This window comes from Pseudomonas sp. NPDC087639 (assembly GCF_044743385.1).
Lineage (GTDB): Bacteria > Pseudomonadota > Gammaproteobacteria > Pseudomonadales > Pseudomonadaceae > Aquipseudomonas.
The window spans coordinates 48,969-63,480 of sequence record NZ_JBIUWI010000032.1; the positions used below are offsets into that span (position 1 = coordinate 48,969).

At 56.3% G+C, this 14,512-nt stretch carries 15 protein-coding genes; 7 read left to right on the forward strand and 8 right to left on the reverse strand.

Annotated features, from left to right (window positions below):
* The first annotated feature begins 130 nt into the window (after positions 1–130).
* Positions 131–1,345 (forward strand): 23S rRNA pseudouridine(2605) synthase RluB, encoded by a 1,215-nt coding sequence (rluB, locus tag ACIOVB_RS15260; protein WP_401268969.1) that lies wholly within the window; start codon positions 131–133, stop codon positions 1,343–1,345.
* A gap of 818 nt (positions 1,346–2,163) precedes the next feature.
* Complete coding sequence (locus ACIOVB_RS15265) at positions 2,164–3,585, forward strand: amino acid permease (RefSeq protein ID WP_401268972.1); 1,422 nt, start codon at positions 2,164–2,166, stop codon at positions 3,583–3,585.
* Positions 3,586–3,989: 404 nt separating this feature from the next.
* Here the strand turns inward: ACIOVB_RS15265 and ACIOVB_RS15270 are convergent, their stop codons facing one another.
* On the reverse strand, positions 3,990–4,868 hold the full coding sequence (locus ACIOVB_RS15270; RefSeq protein ID WP_401268975.1) for a queuosine precursor transporter: 879 nt from the start codon (positions 4,866–4,868) through the stop codon (positions 3,990–3,992).
* Positions 4,858–5,457 (reverse strand): helix-turn-helix transcriptional regulator, encoded by a 600-nt coding sequence (locus ACIOVB_RS15275; protein WP_401268977.1) that lies wholly within the window; start codon positions 5,455–5,457, stop codon positions 4,858–4,860. Before ACIOVB_RS15275 ends, ACIOVB_RS15270 begins: the two co-directional genes overlap by 11 nt.
* Positions 5,458–5,912: 455 nt before the next feature.
* On the opposite strand from ACIOVB_RS15275, the gene ACIOVB_RS15280 reads away from it, so the two are divergent.
* From ACIOVB_RS15280 to arfB, 3 genes are all read left to right on the forward strand, one after another.
* The gene (locus tag ACIOVB_RS15280) at positions 5,913–6,260 is read left to right on the forward strand and encodes a DUF6124 family protein (RefSeq protein WP_401268980.1); all 348 of its coding nucleotides are present in this window, start codon (positions 5,913–5,915) and stop codon (positions 6,258–6,260) included.
* A gap of 59 nt (positions 6,261–6,319) precedes the next feature.
* Positions 6,320–6,574: a hypothetical protein gene (locus ACIOVB_RS15285; RefSeq protein WP_401268983.1), complete on the forward strand. Its 255-nt coding sequence runs from the start codon at positions 6,320–6,322 to the stop codon at positions 6,572–6,574.
* Between the two features lie 276 nt (positions 6,575–6,850).
* Positions 6,851–7,264, forward strand: coding sequence for an alternative ribosome rescue aminoacyl-tRNA hydrolase ArfB (arfB, locus tag ACIOVB_RS15290; RefSeq protein WP_095050152.1), 414 nt, complete (start codon positions 6,851–6,853; stop codon positions 7,262–7,264).
* Here the strand turns inward: arfB and ACIOVB_RS15295 are convergent.
* The 6 genes from ACIOVB_RS15295 to phhA all read right to left on the reverse strand — a co-directional run bounded on the left by ACIOVB_RS15295 (position 7,261) and on the right by phhA (position 11,607).
* On the reverse strand, positions 7,261–8,460 hold the full coding sequence (locus ACIOVB_RS15295) for an MFS transporter (protein WP_401268986.1): 1,200 nt from the start codon (positions 8,458–8,460) through the stop codon (positions 7,261–7,263). The two genes, arfB and ACIOVB_RS15295, sit on opposite strands and share 4 nt — an antisense overlap.
* Positions 8,461–8,563: 103 nt before the next feature.
* On the reverse strand, positions 8,564–8,746 hold the full coding sequence (locus ACIOVB_RS15300; RefSeq protein WP_187677343.1) for a hypothetical protein: 183 nt from the start codon (positions 8,744–8,746) through the stop codon (positions 8,564–8,566).
* Positions 8,747–8,818: 72 nt separating this feature from the next.
* A complete protein-coding gene (locus tag ACIOVB_RS15305) occupies positions 8,819–8,950 on the reverse strand; it encodes a hypothetical protein (RefSeq protein ID WP_262410290.1) in 132 nt (43 codons plus the stop codon).
* A 246-nt stretch (positions 8,951–9,196) separates the two neighbouring features.
* A complete protein-coding gene (locus tag ACIOVB_RS15310) occupies positions 9,197–10,390 on the reverse strand; it encodes an amino acid aminotransferase (RefSeq protein ID WP_401268989.1) in 1,194 nt (397 codons plus the stop codon).
* A complete protein-coding gene (locus ACIOVB_RS15315; RefSeq protein WP_003222798.1) occupies positions 10,390–10,746 on the reverse strand; it encodes a 4a-hydroxytetrahydrobiopterin dehydratase in 357 nt (118 codons plus the stop codon). The genes ACIOVB_RS15310 and ACIOVB_RS15315 overlap by 1 nt, the downstream gene beginning before the upstream one ends.
* A gap of 69 nt (positions 10,747–10,815) precedes the next feature.
* Entirely contained in the window at positions 10,816–11,607 is a 792-nt protein-coding gene (gene phhA, locus ACIOVB_RS15320; RefSeq protein WP_401268992.1) for a phenylalanine 4-monooxygenase, read from the reverse strand.
* 377 nt (positions 11,608–11,984) lie between these two features.
* On the opposite strand from phhA, the gene ACIOVB_RS15325 reads away from it, so the two are divergent.
* Together ACIOVB_RS15325 and ACIOVB_RS15330 are read left to right on the forward strand one after the other, a co-directional pair.
* A complete protein-coding gene (locus ACIOVB_RS15325; RefSeq protein ID WP_401268994.1) occupies positions 11,985–13,547 on the forward strand; it encodes a sigma-54-dependent transcriptional regulator in 1,563 nt (520 codons plus the stop codon).
* Between the two features lie 286 nt (positions 13,548–13,833).
* Positions 13,834–14,512, forward strand: a 679-nt coding sequence (locus ACIOVB_RS15330) for a flagellar basal body rod protein FlgF (RefSeq protein WP_401268996.1), incomplete at its 3' end; no start/stop codon positions are given.

The following is a 14,512-nucleotide window of genomic DNA, read 5'->3' on the forward strand; positions in this document are numbered from 1 at the left end:
AGCTAGTCTCTGATGCGCGATGGCCCACATCCGCGTATGATTCGCGACCCTTCGTCGATCCCTTCGGCAAAGCAAACAGTTTTCAATGCTTCAGGCGCCGCCTGAACAGACCACACCGGGAGGTGCCCAGATGAGCGACATCATTCAGAAAGACGACCAGGAAATCGGCCCAGCAGGCGAAAAACTGCAGAAAGTCCTCGCCCGTATCGGCGTCGGCTCACGCCGCGACGTAGAAGCCTGGATCAGCCAGGGCCGGATCAAGGTCAATGGCAAAGACGCCACCCTCGGCCTGCGCGTCGACATGCACGACGCCATCTCCATTGATGGCAAGGTGATCAAGCGTGAAGAAGCTGCCGAATCGGTACGCCGCGTGATCATGTACAACAAACCCGATGGCGAGATCTGCACCCGTGACGACCCGGAAGGCCGTCCGACCGTGTTCGACAAGCTGCCACGTCCGAAAGAAGGACGCTGGATCAACATCGGTCGCCTCGACATCAACACCACCGGTCTGTTGATGTTCACCACCGACGGTGAACTGGCCAACCGCCTGATGCACCCGTCCTACGAGATGGACCGTGAATACGCCGTGCGTGTACGCGGTGAAGTCGATGACGAAATGATCGAGCGTCTGAAGGCTGGCGTCGTGCTGGAAGACGGCCCGGCCAAGTTCACCGACATCAAGCAGGCTCCGGGCGGCGAAGGTTTCAACCACTGGTATCACTGCGTGGTCATGGAAGGTCGTAACCGTGAGGTTCGTCGTCTGTGGGAGTCGCAAGGTCTCGTTGTCAGCCGTCTGAAGCGCGTGCGTTTCGGCCCGGTGTTCCTCAACTCCGACCTGCCGATGGGGCGCTGGCGCGAAATGAGCCAGTACGAAGTCGACATCCTCAGTGCTGAAGTCGGTCTGACGCCGGTAGCGATGCCACAACTGAACGCCAAGAGCAAAGACAAGCTTGAGCGCATGCAGCGCAAATCGTCGCGGCCGATGGCCAAGACCGAGCGCGTGCGCACTCTGCGTCCAGCCGCTGGCGCGCCGACCGGCCCACGTCCAGGCCGCGAGCCGCAGATCGAAGGTGAGCGCCCGGGTCGCAAGCCTGCCGCGCGTCCGGATGGCGAGCGCGCTCCACGCGGCCGTACCGAGCGTGGCGAAGGCCGTGCACCTGCCGGTCGCGGTACACCGGTAGCGGATCGTCCTGCTGACACCACCAACAAGCGTCCGGCCAAACCGGCGCCTAAGCGTCCGGGCATCAAGCTTGTTGACGGTGACAAGCCGTCGGGCAATCGCCGTGGCGCACCGGCCGGTTCTGGCCAGCGTCCGGGGTTCGGTCGCAAGAAGCCTGAGTGATCGGATTCAGTGACTGAATGAAAAACGCCAACCGCAGGGTTGGCGTTTTTTTTCGTCTGGCAAAAGTGTTTCCGCTCGCTTGGAAACAAAACGCCCATCAGCCAGCGGATTGTCATCCAGCGCAAACCACCGTCAACGTGCAGACGTCTGACAGGAAATTCTGAAATGGAAATTTCACGTTACGCCTCGTAAATAAATATTTACGAAAACCACGCGAAAACCCAATGAACAACAACGTGCGCCGAAGCTGTAAGGAAAAACTGCCGGAGCTCGCCCAGCTGGGTGTTGTGCAAGGCTCTGGCACGCTTGTTTCAGCTGCGCTGGAAGGGTGAGATGCGCCCCATGCCTGTCGTGCAGGTGCATAACAAAAAGGAGGCGCAATGAACGCCGTGACTGATCTCCACCTCTCACAGTGGGACGGTTTTCCCCTCGTCCCCGTCGATGACCTGCAAAGGTCTGACTCAATTTTTGCAGCCGCTCGAGCGTCTCGAGGCGGACACACGCAATCCCGGCAACCGACACGCTGATCCAGCGGAGTCTGGCAGCAGGGGGTTAGCGGTGTACAATGCGCCGCGTTTTAACTGTGACCCTCTGCGTAATCGCGCAAATCTCAAGGCTACCCGCCTTGTTCACTCCGCCGCGCCACAAGCGTGTCGGGTTCGATTTCGTCACAGATAAAAACAAACAGGTGACGCATGACCGTTGTAAAAAAGCTGAACTCCTGGTGCCTGCGCTGGGGTTTGATCGGGGCTGCTTGAAATCGCAACCTTGCAGCAACGTCTACTGAACATCATCAAACCTTGCGTGAGACCTTTTTCATGAGTGGACAACCCTCGCAATCAGGCGAGCTGAAACGCGGCCTGAAAAATCGCCATATTCAACTGATCGCCCTCGGTGGCGCGATCGGTACCGGATTGTTCCTCGGCTCGGCCGGGGTGCTGAAATCCGCTGGTCCGTCGATGATCCTCGGCTACGCCATCTGCGGCTTCATCGCCTTCATGATCATGCGCCAGCTCGGCGAAATGATTGTCGAAGAGCCGGTGGCCGGTTCCTTCAGTCATTTTGCGCACAAGTACTGGGGCGGCTTCGCCGGCTTTCTGTCGGGCTGGAACTGCTGGATTCTGTACATTCTGGTGGGCATGTCCGAGCTGACCGCCGTCGGCAAATACATTCATTACTGGGCGCCGGATATCCCGACCTGGGTTTCCGCTGCAGCATTCTTCGTGCTGATCAATGCGATCAACCTGGCCAACGTCAAAGTCTTCGGTGAAGCCGAATTCTGGTTCGCGATCATCAAGGTCGTGGCAATCGTCGGCATGATCGCGCTGGGTAGCTACCTATTGGTCAGCGGCCATGGTGGCCCGCAAGCTTCGGTCAGCAACCTCTGGGCTCACGGCGGCTTCTTCCCCAACGGTGTCAGCGGTCTGGTGATGGCCATGGCGATCATCATGTTCTCCTTCGGCGGTCTGGAAATGCTCGGTTTCACCGCAGCCGAAGCCGACAAACCGAAAACCGTGATCCCGAAAGCGATCAACCAGGTGATCTACCGGATCCTGATTTTCTACATCGGCGCCCTGGTTATCCTGCTGTCGTTGACCCCGTGGGACAGCCTGCTGGAAACCCTCAATGCGTCCGGCGATTCCTATAGCGGCAGCCCGTTCGTGCAAGTGTTCTCGATGCTTGGCAGCAACACCGCAGCGCATATCCTCAACTTCGTCGTGCTGACTGCGGCACTGTCGGTGTACAACAGCGGCACCTACTGCAACAGCCGCATGTTGCTGGGCATGGCCGAGCAGGGCGACGCGCCGAAAGGTCTGGCGAAGATCGACAAGCGTGGCGTGCCAGTGCGTTCGATCCTCGCTTCGGCGGCGGTGACGCTGGTGGCGGTGCTGCTCAACTATCTGATCCCGCAACACGCGCTGGAGTTGCTGATGTCGCTGGTAGTGGCGACCCTGGTGATCAACTGGGCGATGATCAGCTTCTCGCACTTCAAGTTCCGCCAGCACATGAACAAGACCAAACAGACGCCGCTGTTCAAGGCCCTGTGGTATCCGTATGGCAACTACATTTGCCTGGCGTTCGTAGCGTTCATCCTTGGTGTGATGCTGCTGATCCCGGGCATCCAGATCTCGGTCTACGCGATTCCGGTGTGGGTTGTGTTCATGTGGGGCTGCTACGTGATCAAAAACAAGCGTGGTGCGCAGCAGGCGTTGCACGCGGCGGGTTCTGTGGCGAAGTAAGCCAACCGCAAAAACAACAAACCCGGCCAAGTCAGACTGTGTGAAAACACGCTGATGGCGGCTCCAGCAAACGCCCCGACTTGTTCGGGGCGTTTGCTTTTGTGCTCACAGCCGACGAAAAAGGCTTTTCAGCCCGTCAACGCCATCAACTGACGTTCGCCAAGCACGTTAATTGCTCTTTTCAGGTTATAGGCGTTCACCGCCAAGGCCGTTTCAGACCTCGTGCCCTCAAGCTGTCGCAGCAAGAAACGAGCGTTACCAAGCAACCGTCATTTCGCAAGCGTCCCACACTCATTACGCTTTCGCTCTCTAAGGTGGATGCCGCCGCGATCAAGCGGCACCCCCCAAGGACGAAAAAATGCGTAAAAAAGCGGTTATCGTTTTCAGCGGCGGCCAATCCGCAGCTATGTAACCTGCACATTCGCCACATAACGCCTAAATATAGATCTAGCGCCATATGCGGGAAAAATATTAAATAGCGCAAAGAACATTTTTATCATTATCTGCACCCCTACCATGGCTAATATATCACTGCCAGTCATTACGCCATAAAATGCAATATAGAAAAAAAGAAAACTATCGATTATTATCGCAAAAAAAGTACTCAAAAATACCCTTAAAAACAAAAATCTTGAATTAGTGAGCTCTTTGATTTTGCATAATAAATATGAATTTAAATATTCGGAGACAAGAAATGCGACTGACGATGCCACTAGTGCTGAAGCGATATGCCCCACAACCTCATCATAGTGCGCATCCAGCGCCCAATCAGGCAATCCGGGCGCATACGTCGAGACACTCAAAAGAACAATAATCAGTGCATTACTTGAGAAAACAAATAAAATAGCCTTCCTTGCAAGTCTCAGTCCATAAAATTCATTCAACAGATCCACTATTAAGAATGTAAACGGATAGAGAAATACCCCGGGCGTAACAACAATATCGAAGGCATCTAGGTAAATAGGCTTTGCTGCCGACACATTGGTGAATACGTACAACGCAAACAGCATCAGATTAAGCGAAACATAAGTCATCCATGAACATTCATGACGATCCGTGACTTCATATACCGACGGGGCTACCCCATGAGAGTAGAATTTTCTGTATATTTCTCGAACCTCCAGTTTATTCAAGTCATCTGCTATTTCACTGCTGAGCAATTCGTTAAGCTTTATTCTGAGAACCTTTCCCGTGGCGATTACCATCACTACAGCGAGGCCTTTGCGATTATCAAAACCTAACAACTTGTATTTTTTGTTGACACCACCTCCATCACTTAGCATTGAATCTTTCCTCAATTACGTCGCCAACAATAAAAACCGAGTCAGAGAGAAAGGATGACTCATCTGTTATGAACAGTTTCTTCGCAGCACTGTCATATACCAGTTTTTCCATACCACTGGTTGACACTCCTCTTTTAACGATCAGAATATCTCCCGCACCATTCAGATCCCCCATTTCACTCTCCAACAACACGCCTATCAAATTGCAAGCGACACCAAAATAATAAGTCAGCGGACAAGTAATGGATAACTCTCCAATCTTCTTATCCAGACTCTGCATCAGTAAGCTTTCTTTAATTATCGGAACTGCAGCGGGATTCATATTACCTTGAGGGGCTGCAATGCTTTCGATTATCTCCCTCTCCTCAAATGAGATTGTTTCGATTTCCCTGTATGAAACACCAAAAAAATCAGATATTTTTCTAATGGTGGACTGTTGAACATTAACCACTTTCCCTTCGAGGATATTGTATATCGTAGTTCGCGTCAGGCCACTGGCATTACATAAAGATAACTGCGTTTCGCCACGACTTTTTATTAAATATTTGATGTTGCTTTTCAGATTCTCAGCTCTTTCTTTTTTGTGCATCAAATACACCTCTACGTATCACTACCAAACAAACCTAGAAAATCAATCACATCGAGGTGAATCCAGCATCGTACATGCCACGAGTTAACGCAAAAGCTCAGCCATCCAAACAGGCTATAAAAACGTTAAATTATATTTCAAAGTTGTGAGTAAACCAGTCTTACAGAAAGATCCTATTCATATATAAGATATTTCTTACGCTTATTTCCTACAAAGCATAGAGCGCAATAACCCATGCTGTTGATTAACAGCAGCTGTCCAAGTTCGTGGTGCCCCGGCAACTCGGTCTTACTATTAATCATTTAATTACCCAAATGTTCACTTCTTTGTTTAATAGCATAAATTTTTTCAAAACTAACTTTACTGGCATCTAGATCCGGGTTAGTGATAACGCATCCCCCTGAGCAACATGGGAGATACGTTTTCAAATTTCTTAACCTCACTGGGAATTTAAAATGAAAAAAAACAATCCCGATCACCGGCAGTCTTCAAAATCCAAGCGCGACCCAGTCGATATCACCAAGCTGTCACAAGTCACCGAGCCTCTTGTCAGCAAACGGCTACGCAACCCAGGGCAGATTAGCCATATGTTCACCATCCTTCCGAACGTCGATACGGAGTCCATCCTTTGCCACGCCTGTGAAAACGTTGCATCGCTGAACGTCATGGCTACCGATCTGGCGGGTGAACTGCAAGGATCACAACGCAACATCGCGTTAGCCATTCAGCAGCTCGCCGTGTTGTGCGAATTAGCGCTGAATCGGGTGCTGGACAACCTTGACCCACCGCTCGGGCTCACTTGAGCCAACCGCACACTCACTGAGTCATAGCGCTTTTCGCCAAAAATGGAGGTTTACTTTTCATGGATAGATATCTACCCATCACCGGCATCGACTGCAAAATCGCATCGCTGCTGATCGACACCGAAGCACCGCTGGACGTATTGCACGAAACAGCGGCGCATCGCATTCAAACCGCGACACAATTGTTGGAAAACCTGGCGCATCAAGAAGGCGTTTACAGTGAGCTTGCGAAGGTGCTGGTGACGTCTTTACGCGATGGTTGCGATTTGCTGGATGTGATTGGGTGGCGTATACGTCAGCAAATATCTACATAGACAAGATCGCCGAAACCTACAAAAGGCGCCATTCCAGGCTGTGTGAAAATACCTGATGGTGGTTTCACACAGTCTGAATGTGCCGGGTTTGATGTTTCAACGGGTTGCACAACGCCCTTAGTAGAAGTGAGCCTGCTCGCGATAGCGGTGGATCAGGTAAACATTCGTCGACTAATACGCCGCTATCGCGAGCAGGCTCACTCCTACAAGGGATCTTCGGCAGGCCCGGCATCTGTTTCGCGGTATCCTGCGCGTTCTGAATACGGACGCTTTTCCATGCTGGTGATTTCCAACAACGTGCATCTGCCGGATGCCGAGATCGAATTGACGGCCATTCGTGCCCAGGGCGCCGGGGGGCAGAACGTCAACAAGGTCTCCAGCGCCGTGCACCTTCGCTTCGATATTCCGGCCTCGTCCTTGCCCGAGTTCTACAAGGAACGGCTGCTGGCGTTGCGCGACAGTCGTATCACCAGCGATGGCGTGTTGATCATCAAGGCCCAGCAGTACCGCACGCAGGAAGCCAACCGTGCCGATGCGCTGGAGCGTCTGGTCGAGCTGATCCTCAGCGCCACCAAAGTCGAAAAGAAACGCCGTCCGACCAAGCCGACGCTCGGCTCGAAGAAGCGTCGGCTCGAGTCGAAAACCAAGCGCGGCAGTATCAAGGCCGGGCGTGGCAAGGTGGATTTCTAGTCTTCCCGGTATTTTGCGGTGTGCTTGTACAGATACACGCTCAACGCCAACCCACTCAGCGAGGCGAGGGCGGCGAACAGGAAGATCGAGGCGAAGCCGAATCCGGCAGCAATTGCCCCGGCCAGCGGTCCGGTGATCCCCAGCGATAAGTCGATGAACAACGAATAGGCGCCGACAGCTGCGCCGCGACTCGACGCTGGAACCAGATTCACTGCTTCCACACCCAGCGCCGGGAACACCAGCGAGAAGCCGAAACCGCTCAATGCCGCACCGGCCAATGCCCAGTGCGCATCCGGCGCGAGCCACAACAGCAACAGGCCGAGGGTTTCAACCGACAGGCAGGCAATCGCCACGCGGAAACCGCCGAGGCGGTTGATCAGGTTGCCGAACAGCAGGCGCGCGCCGATGAAGCTGGCGCCGAACAGACTCAAGCACAGCACCGCGTTGTCCCAATGCTGAGTGGCGTAATACAGGGTAATGAAGGTGGCGATGGTGCCGAAGCCGATCGAACCCAGCGCCAGCCCGCAACCGTGAGGAAAGACCCGTCCCAACACATGCATGAACGGCAGACGCTCACCGATGACAATCGGCGCGGCAGTCTTGGGCCATGCCAGCAGCAGGCCTAACGCCGCCAGCAAAATGATGCTGACGCCCATGCTCCACAAGCCAAGTTGGCCGACCAGCCACACCCCGAACGGTGCGCCGACGGCCAGTGCGCCGTAACTGGCGATGCCGTTCCACGAGATCACCTTGGCGGTGTTCGCCGCGCCGACGCGGCCGATCCCCCAGCCAATCGAGCCGGAACCGACCAGGCTTTCCGCGCTGCCCAGCACCAGTCGACCGATCAACAGGCTGATCAGGCTGAGCATCGGCATGTTCGGAGTCCACGCCGAAATCAGCATGAACACACCGCTCAAGCCGCACCCGGCCAAGCCATACATCACCGCGAGTTTGCTGCCCTTGTTGTCGATGATCTTGCCGGCGTAAGGGCGGCTGAGCAGGGTGGCGAGGTATTGCACGCTGATCACCAGGCCGGCGATTACTGCGCCGAAACCCAGGTCGCTGTGGACATAGCCCGGCAATACAGCCAGCGGAATGCCGATGTTCAGGTAGCCGATGAAAGTGAAGAGGACGATGGAAACGACTTGCAGCGTGACCGCCAGGGGGCGCTGGGGCTCTGACTTGAAGAACGACATGGGTAAAGGTCCACGGGAGCAGCAGATTAGATAGGCTGCTTATGATACCGACGCGAACGGCACTGGGGCGGGGAAAAGTAAAACTATTTGCCGGACGGCGGTTTCAGGGTTTGGCCGGGGCGACCAGTTGCGTGGTGACCAGTGCGGCGAGGGCGTTTTCTTCGCTGCCAAAACGGGCGAGCAGAGCGGCCTGTTTTTCGGGGGAGAGTCGGCTCCAGATCTCGATCATTTTCTCGGTGGCACCGATCAGAACGGCGGCTTGGTTTTCGGAGAATTCGTCGGTCATGGCAGGGCTCGGGCATTCAGGCAGTGTGGAAAGCGCATGTTAGCGCTTTCCACACGGTCTGTACGGCGGGTTTTACTCTTCGCTGTCGGCCGGGCGGCTCTCAACGGCTTCTTTCGACTCGGGCTGTTGGGCACCGGCTTGTTGCGTGGTCGTCTGCTCAGGTACGTGCAGGCTTGGGAAGGGGAGATTAGGAATCTCGTGCATGGTTGCGCTCCTCGCTAAGTCTGTTGATAGATCTGGTAGATCCGCGCTTTTGGAAAGCCTGCGCAGGATACAGCAGGAAAAATGACAATCAGACTTTTAATTCGAATTATTGCGACAAATGGCCGCAGGGAGGCAGGTCGCCGAAACAAATGTAGGAGCTGCCGAAGGCTGCGATCTTTTGATCCTGCTTTTAAACAAGATCAAAAGATCGCAGCCTCCGGCAGCTCCTACAGGGGTATTGCGGTACTACTTGCAGACGTTGGCTATGGCCTCGGCCAGCAGCGCCAGACGTGTCGCATCGATACCGGCCACGTTCGCCCGGCCCGAACTCACCATGTACACGCTGTGATGCTCGCGCAGTTGTTTCACTTGCTCCGGCGACAGGCCGGTGTAAGAGAACATCCCGCGCTGCACGCCAATGTGCGCAAAACGCTCGCGCAGACCGTGCGGCTCCAGCGCTTCCACCAAACCACTACGCAACTGCGCGATGCGCAAACGCATGGCTTCCACCTCGTCGGCCCAGCGGCTTTTCAGCTCCGGGTCGGCAAGGATGGTCGCGACCACGGCCGCGCCGTGATCCGGTGGCGTTGACCACAGGTTGCGGGCGATGTTGGCCAGTTGGCTGCGAATGTCGATGAGCTTGTCGGCGGTTTTCGCGCAGACGATCAGCGCACCGGTACGGTCGCGATACAGGCCGAAGTTCTTCGAGCAGGAACTGGTGATCAGCAACTCCGGCGCTTGCGCGGCGAACAAGCGGGTCGACCACGCATCCTGCTCCAGACCGTCGCCAAAGCCTTGGTAGGCAAAGTCGATCAGTGGCAGCAGGTCGCGACGGCGCACCACGTCCAGTACGCGCTGCCAGTCGTCTTGGCTCAGGTCGAACCCGGTCGGGTTGTGGCAGCACGCGTGCAGCAGCACCACATCACCTTTCGGCACTTCGTTGAGCACGGCGAGCATGGCTTCGACGTCGAGACGGTTGTCACTGCCCACGTAAGGGTAGTGACTGACCTTGACGCCAGCCGTGGCGAAAATGGTTTCGTGGATCGGCCAGGTCGGGTTGCTCAACCACACGCCTTTGCCCGGCAGGCATTGGGCGATGAAGTCGGCAGCCAGACGCAGGGCACCGGTGCCACCCGGGGTCTGGGTGGCGCCGGCACGCTGTTCGGCGATAAGTTTCGAGTCGCCACCCAGCACAAGCTCATTGATGACTTTGCCGAACAGCGGGTTGCCGTGGCCACCGATGTAGGTTTTGGTGTCCTGGCTCTCGACCAGCCGCGCTTCGGCGATTTTCACCGCTTCAGGGATGGGGGTCAGGCCTTGGGCATCCTTGTAGACGCCAACGCCGAGGTCGAATTTGCGCGGATTGGCATCCTGCGCATACGCCTCCATCAAGCCGAGGATCGGGTCGCCGGGCACCCGGCCGATGGCGTCGAAGTGCATTACTTGCGTCCTTCTGCGGTCTTGGCCACTTCGTCAGTGCGCGCGGCCATGATGAAGTCGTTGCGGTGCAAGCCTTTGATCGAGTGGCTCCACCAGGTCACAGTCACTTTGCCCCACTCGGTCAGCAGACCCGGGTGGTGACCTTCGGCCTCGGAGATTTCGCCGACGGCGTTGGTGAACGCCAGCGCGTGCTTGAAATTCTTGAACAGGAAGACTTTTTCCAGCTGCATGATGCTGTCGCGAACTTCGATGTTCCAATCTGGGATCTGCTTGATCAGGATCGGCAGTTCTTCGTCGCTGACTTGTGGCGCATCGGCGCGGCAGGCTTCGCAGTGGGCTTGGTTCAAAGTTGACATGGTGTATTCCTGAATTCGATTCTTGTTGGAAATTACTATCTTTGCGCGCAAGTCGCGAGCGGGTTCTGCTCAGGCCGCTTTCGGCTTCGGCGGAAATTTCGGTGCGTGCAATCCCATCTGCATGCCTTGCTTGACCATGGCCATGATGTCTTCATGGGCCACGTCGAACAGACGCTTGAGGTTCGGCAGGACAAAGTACAGTGGTTGCAGGATGTCTATGCGATAAGGCGTGCGCATGGCTTCCAGCGGATCGAAGGTCTGATGCTCGGGCTCGTCCGACAGCGAGTAAACAGTTTCTTTCGGTGAGGAGAGGATGCCCCCGCCGTAGATGCGTTTGCCTTGCGGGGTGTCGACCAGCCCGAATTCGATGGTCATCCAGTACAGGCGCGCGAGATACACGCGCTCTTCCTTGGTGGCTTGCAGGCCGAGCTTGCCGTAGGTGTGGGTGAATTCGGCAAACCACGGGTTGGTCAGCAGCGGGCAGTGACCAAAGATCTCGTGGAAAATGTCCGGCTCTTGCAGGTAGTCCAGCTCTTCGCGGGTGCGAATAAAGGTGGCCACGGGAAATTGCTTGCTGGCGAGCAATTCAAAGAAGGTCTGGAACGGAATCAGTGCCGGAACGCGCGCGACCTGCCAACCGGTGGTCTCGCCGAGCACCTTGTTGATCTCGCCCAGTTGCGGGATGCGGTCGTGGGGCAGACCGAGTTTTTCGATACCGTCCAGGTATTCCTGGCACGCACGACCTTCGATCACTTTCAGTTGGCGAGTGATCAGCGTGTTCCACACCGCATGTTCTTCGGCGGGGTAGTCGATAAAACCTTGCGCATCGGGCTCGCGGGCCACGTATTGCGTCTGCTTCATACTGCTCTCCTGCTAGGGGAATTCGTTCTTGTTATGTCCAGCGATGGACTCAGAATTACCCGAGAGCGCGTTGATGTGCAGCAGGTTGAATCGCCTTCGCGTAGGAATTTTCCCTTTAATTCGTAAAATAATCGTTACGCTTTGGCGGATATCTCGCGTTTGCAGTGATTTGCAGGTTTGAAAAGGGTCATTGCTGTCACATAATCTTGACAACTATCTGCGCGCCTCGGCAGAAAATACCCCCTGTGGGAGCGAGCCTGCTCGCGAATACGGTCTGTCTGACAGATCACATGCTGAATGTGACGCCGCCTTCGCGAGCAGGCTCGCTCCCACAGGGTCTGTGTTCAACCTTTTTACTGGTTTGTCGGGTCATTTATATGCGTATCAAAGTCCACTGCCAAAACCGCATCGGCATCCTGCGCGACATTCTCAACCTGTTGGTGGCGTACGGGATCAACGTCGCGCGCGGCGAGGTTGGTGGTGAGCATGGCAACGCGATCTATCTGCATTGCCCGAACCTGATCAACATCCAGTTCCAGGCGTTGCGCCCGAAGTTCGAAGCGATTGCCGGGGTGTTCGGCGTCAAGCGGGTAGGGCTGATGCCCAGCGAGCGGCGGCACATGGAGTTGAACGCACTGCTCGGTGCGCTGGAATTTCCGGTGTTGTCGATCGATATGGGTGGCTCGATTGTCGCCGCCAACCGCGCGGCGGCGCAGTTGCTCGGCGTGCGCGTCGACGAGGTGCCGGGGATTCCGCTGTCCCGCTACGCCGAAGATTTCGACCTGCCGGAACTGGTGCGCGCCAATAAATCGCGAATCAACGGCATGCGGGTCAAGGTCAAGGGCGACGTTTTTCTCGCCGACATCGCCCCGCTGCAATCGGAGCACGACGACAGCGAAGCGATGGCCGGTGCGGTGCTGACCTTGCATCGCGCCGACCGTGTCGGCGAGCGCATCTATAACGTGCGCAAGCAGGAGTTGCGCGGTTTCGACAGCATCTTCCAAAGCTCGAAAGTCATGGCGGCGGTGGTGCGCGAAGCGCGTCGCATGGCGCCCCTTGATGCACCTCTATTGATAGAAGGCGAAACCGGCACCGGCAAGGAGTTGCTGGCACGCGCCTGTCACCTCGCCAGTCCGCGCGGACAATCGCCGCTGATGGCGCTCAACTGCGCCGGCCTGCCGGAGTCGATGGCCGAGACCGAGCTGTTCGGCTATGGCCCCGGTGCTTTCGAAGGCGCACGCGCTGAAGGCAAGCTCGGTCTGCTGGAGTTGACAGCGGGCGGCACGCTGTTTCTCGATGGTGTCGGCGAAATGAGCCCGCGCTTGCAGGTGAAATTGCTGCGCTTCTTACAGGACGGCTGTTTCCGTCGCGTCGGCAGCGATGAAGAGGTTTATCTGGATGTGCGGGTGATCTGCGCAACACAGGTGGACTTGTCCGAGTTGTGCGCTCGCGGCGAGTTTCGTCAGGATTTGTACCACCGCTTGAACGTGCTTTCGCTGCACATTCCGCCGCTGCGCGAATGCCTCGACGGATTGACGCCATTGGTGGAGCACTTCCTCGATCAGGCCAGTCGGCAGATCGGCTGCTCGCTACCAAAACTGGCGCCGACGGCCATGGATCGGCTCAGTCATTATCACTGGCCGGGCAATGTGCGGCAGTTAGAGAATGTGCTGTTTCAGGCGGTGTCGCTGTGTGATGGCGGCACGGTCAAGGCCGAGCATATTCGCCTGCCGGATTATGGCGTGCGTCAGCCGCTTGGCGATTTTTCCCTTGAAGGTGGGCTGGACGAGATCGTCGGGCGGTTTGAGAAGGCCGTGCTGGAACGTCTGTATTCCGAGCACCCGAGCAGTCGGCAACTGGGTAAGCGCCTTGGCGTTTCGCATACCACCATTGCCAATAAGTTGCGTGAGTATGAGGTGGGCAAAGAGCCTGAAGCCTAAGATCAAAAGATCGTCCGAACGCGGCCCGAATCTTCGGCAGCTTCTACAGTTGGAATGCGGATTCCTGTAGGAGCTGCGGCACGCTGCGATCTTTTGGTCCATTGCCGCGAAGCGGCATAACACCGCCGGTTTTTCGACTTCGATACATTTCCCAATTCCCCGCAATACCCCTCAAGTCCTTTGTTTGCCGGGCCTCAAGCCGCCAGAAAAAAGTTGGTCTGCAAATTGCTTATGGCTCAGCAGTACAGCGGTGGGCGGCAAACGTCCGGCATGCAGAGGAAAGAGTGTGGACAAGTACCTTTATGTGGCAATGACCGGCGCCAGCCAGAACGCACTGGCGCAGAAGGCTCATGCCAACAACCTGGCGAACATCTCCACCAACGGTTTTCAGCGCGACCTGGAGCAGGCGCGTTCGATGCCGGTGTTCGGTGACAGCTTTCCGGCGCGCGCGTTTGCCCTGAGCGAACGGCCCGCCACTGATTTCACGCCAGGCTCGCTGGTGCAGACCGGCCGTGACCTCGACGTCGCCGTGACCGGCAATGGCTGGATCGCCGTGCAGAATCCCAACGGCGGCGAAAGCTACGTGCGCACCGGCAGCCTGAATGTCGACGCCCTCGGCGTCCTGCGTGCCGGCAACGGCATGCCGGTGATGGGCAATGGCGGTCCGATCGCCGTGCCGCCCGAGCAGCAGATTGAAGTCGGCGAAGACGGCACCATCAGTATTCGTGCGATGGGCGAAGGCCCGCGCGTCATGGCGGAAGTCGACCGGATCAAACTGGTCAACCCGGACATCAAGAACATGAACAAGGGCCTCGACGGCTCGATCTACACCAAGGACGGCCAGCCTGCGCCGATCGATGCCAACGTCAAACTGGTGTCGGGTTTCCTGGAGTCGAGCAACGTCAATGCCGTGGAAGAAATGACTTCGGTGCTGGCCCTGGCCAAGCAGTTCGAGTTGCACGTCA

Bases quoted from the DNA above. Each gene is read 5' to 3' on its own strand.
- ACIOVB_RS15265 (WP_401268972.1), top strand. From the start codon at position 2,164: ATGAGTGGACAACCCTCGCAATCAGGCGAGCTGAAACGCGGCCTGAAA.
- ACIOVB_RS15310 (WP_401268989.1), bottom strand. From the start codon at position 10,390: ATGCACTTCGACGCCATCGGCCGGGTGCCCGGCGACCCGATCCTCGGC.
- phhA (WP_401268992.1), bottom strand. From the start codon at position 11,607: ATGAAGCAGACGCAATACGTGGCCCGCGAGCCCGATGCGCAAGGTTTT.
- ACIOVB_RS15285 (WP_401268983.1), top strand. From the start codon at position 6,320: ATGGATAGATATCTACCCATCACCGGCATCGACTGCAAAATCGCATCG.
- ACIOVB_RS15315 (WP_003222798.1), bottom strand. From the start codon at position 10,746: ATGTCAACTTTGAACCAAGCCCACTGCGAAGCCTGCCGCGCCGATGCG.
- rluB (WP_401268969.1), top strand. From the start codon at position 131: ATGAGCGACATCATTCAGAAAGACGACCAGGAAATCGGCCCAGCAGGC.
- ACIOVB_RS15280 (WP_401268980.1), top strand. From the start codon at position 5,913: ATGAAAAAAAACAATCCCGATCACCGGCAGTCTTCAAAATCCAAGCGC.
- ACIOVB_RS15300 (WP_187677343.1), bottom strand. From the start codon at position 8,746: ATGACCGACGAATTCTCCGAAAACCAAGCCGCCGTTCTGATCGGTGCC.
- arfB (WP_095050152.1), top strand. From the start codon at position 6,851: ATGCTGGTGATTTCCAACAACGTGCATCTGCCGGATGCCGAGATCGAA.
- ACIOVB_RS15305 (WP_262410290.1), bottom strand. From the start codon at position 8,950: ATGCACGAGATTCCTAATCTCCCCTTCCCAAGCCTGCACGTACCTGAG.
- ACIOVB_RS15325 (WP_401268994.1), top strand. From the start codon at position 11,985: ATGCGTATCAAAGTCCACTGCCAAAACCGCATCGGCATCCTGCGCGAC.
- ACIOVB_RS15295 (WP_401268986.1), bottom strand. From the start codon at position 8,460: ATGTCGTTCTTCAAGTCAGAGCCCCAGCGCCCCCTGGCGGTCACGCTG.
- ACIOVB_RS15270 (WP_401268975.1), bottom strand. From the start codon at position 4,868: ATGCTAAGTGATGGAGGTGGTGTCAACAAAAAATACAAGTTGTTAGGT.
- ACIOVB_RS15275 (WP_401268977.1), bottom strand. From the start codon at position 5,457: ATGCACAAAAAAGAAAGAGCTGAGAATCTGAAAAGCAACATCAAATAT.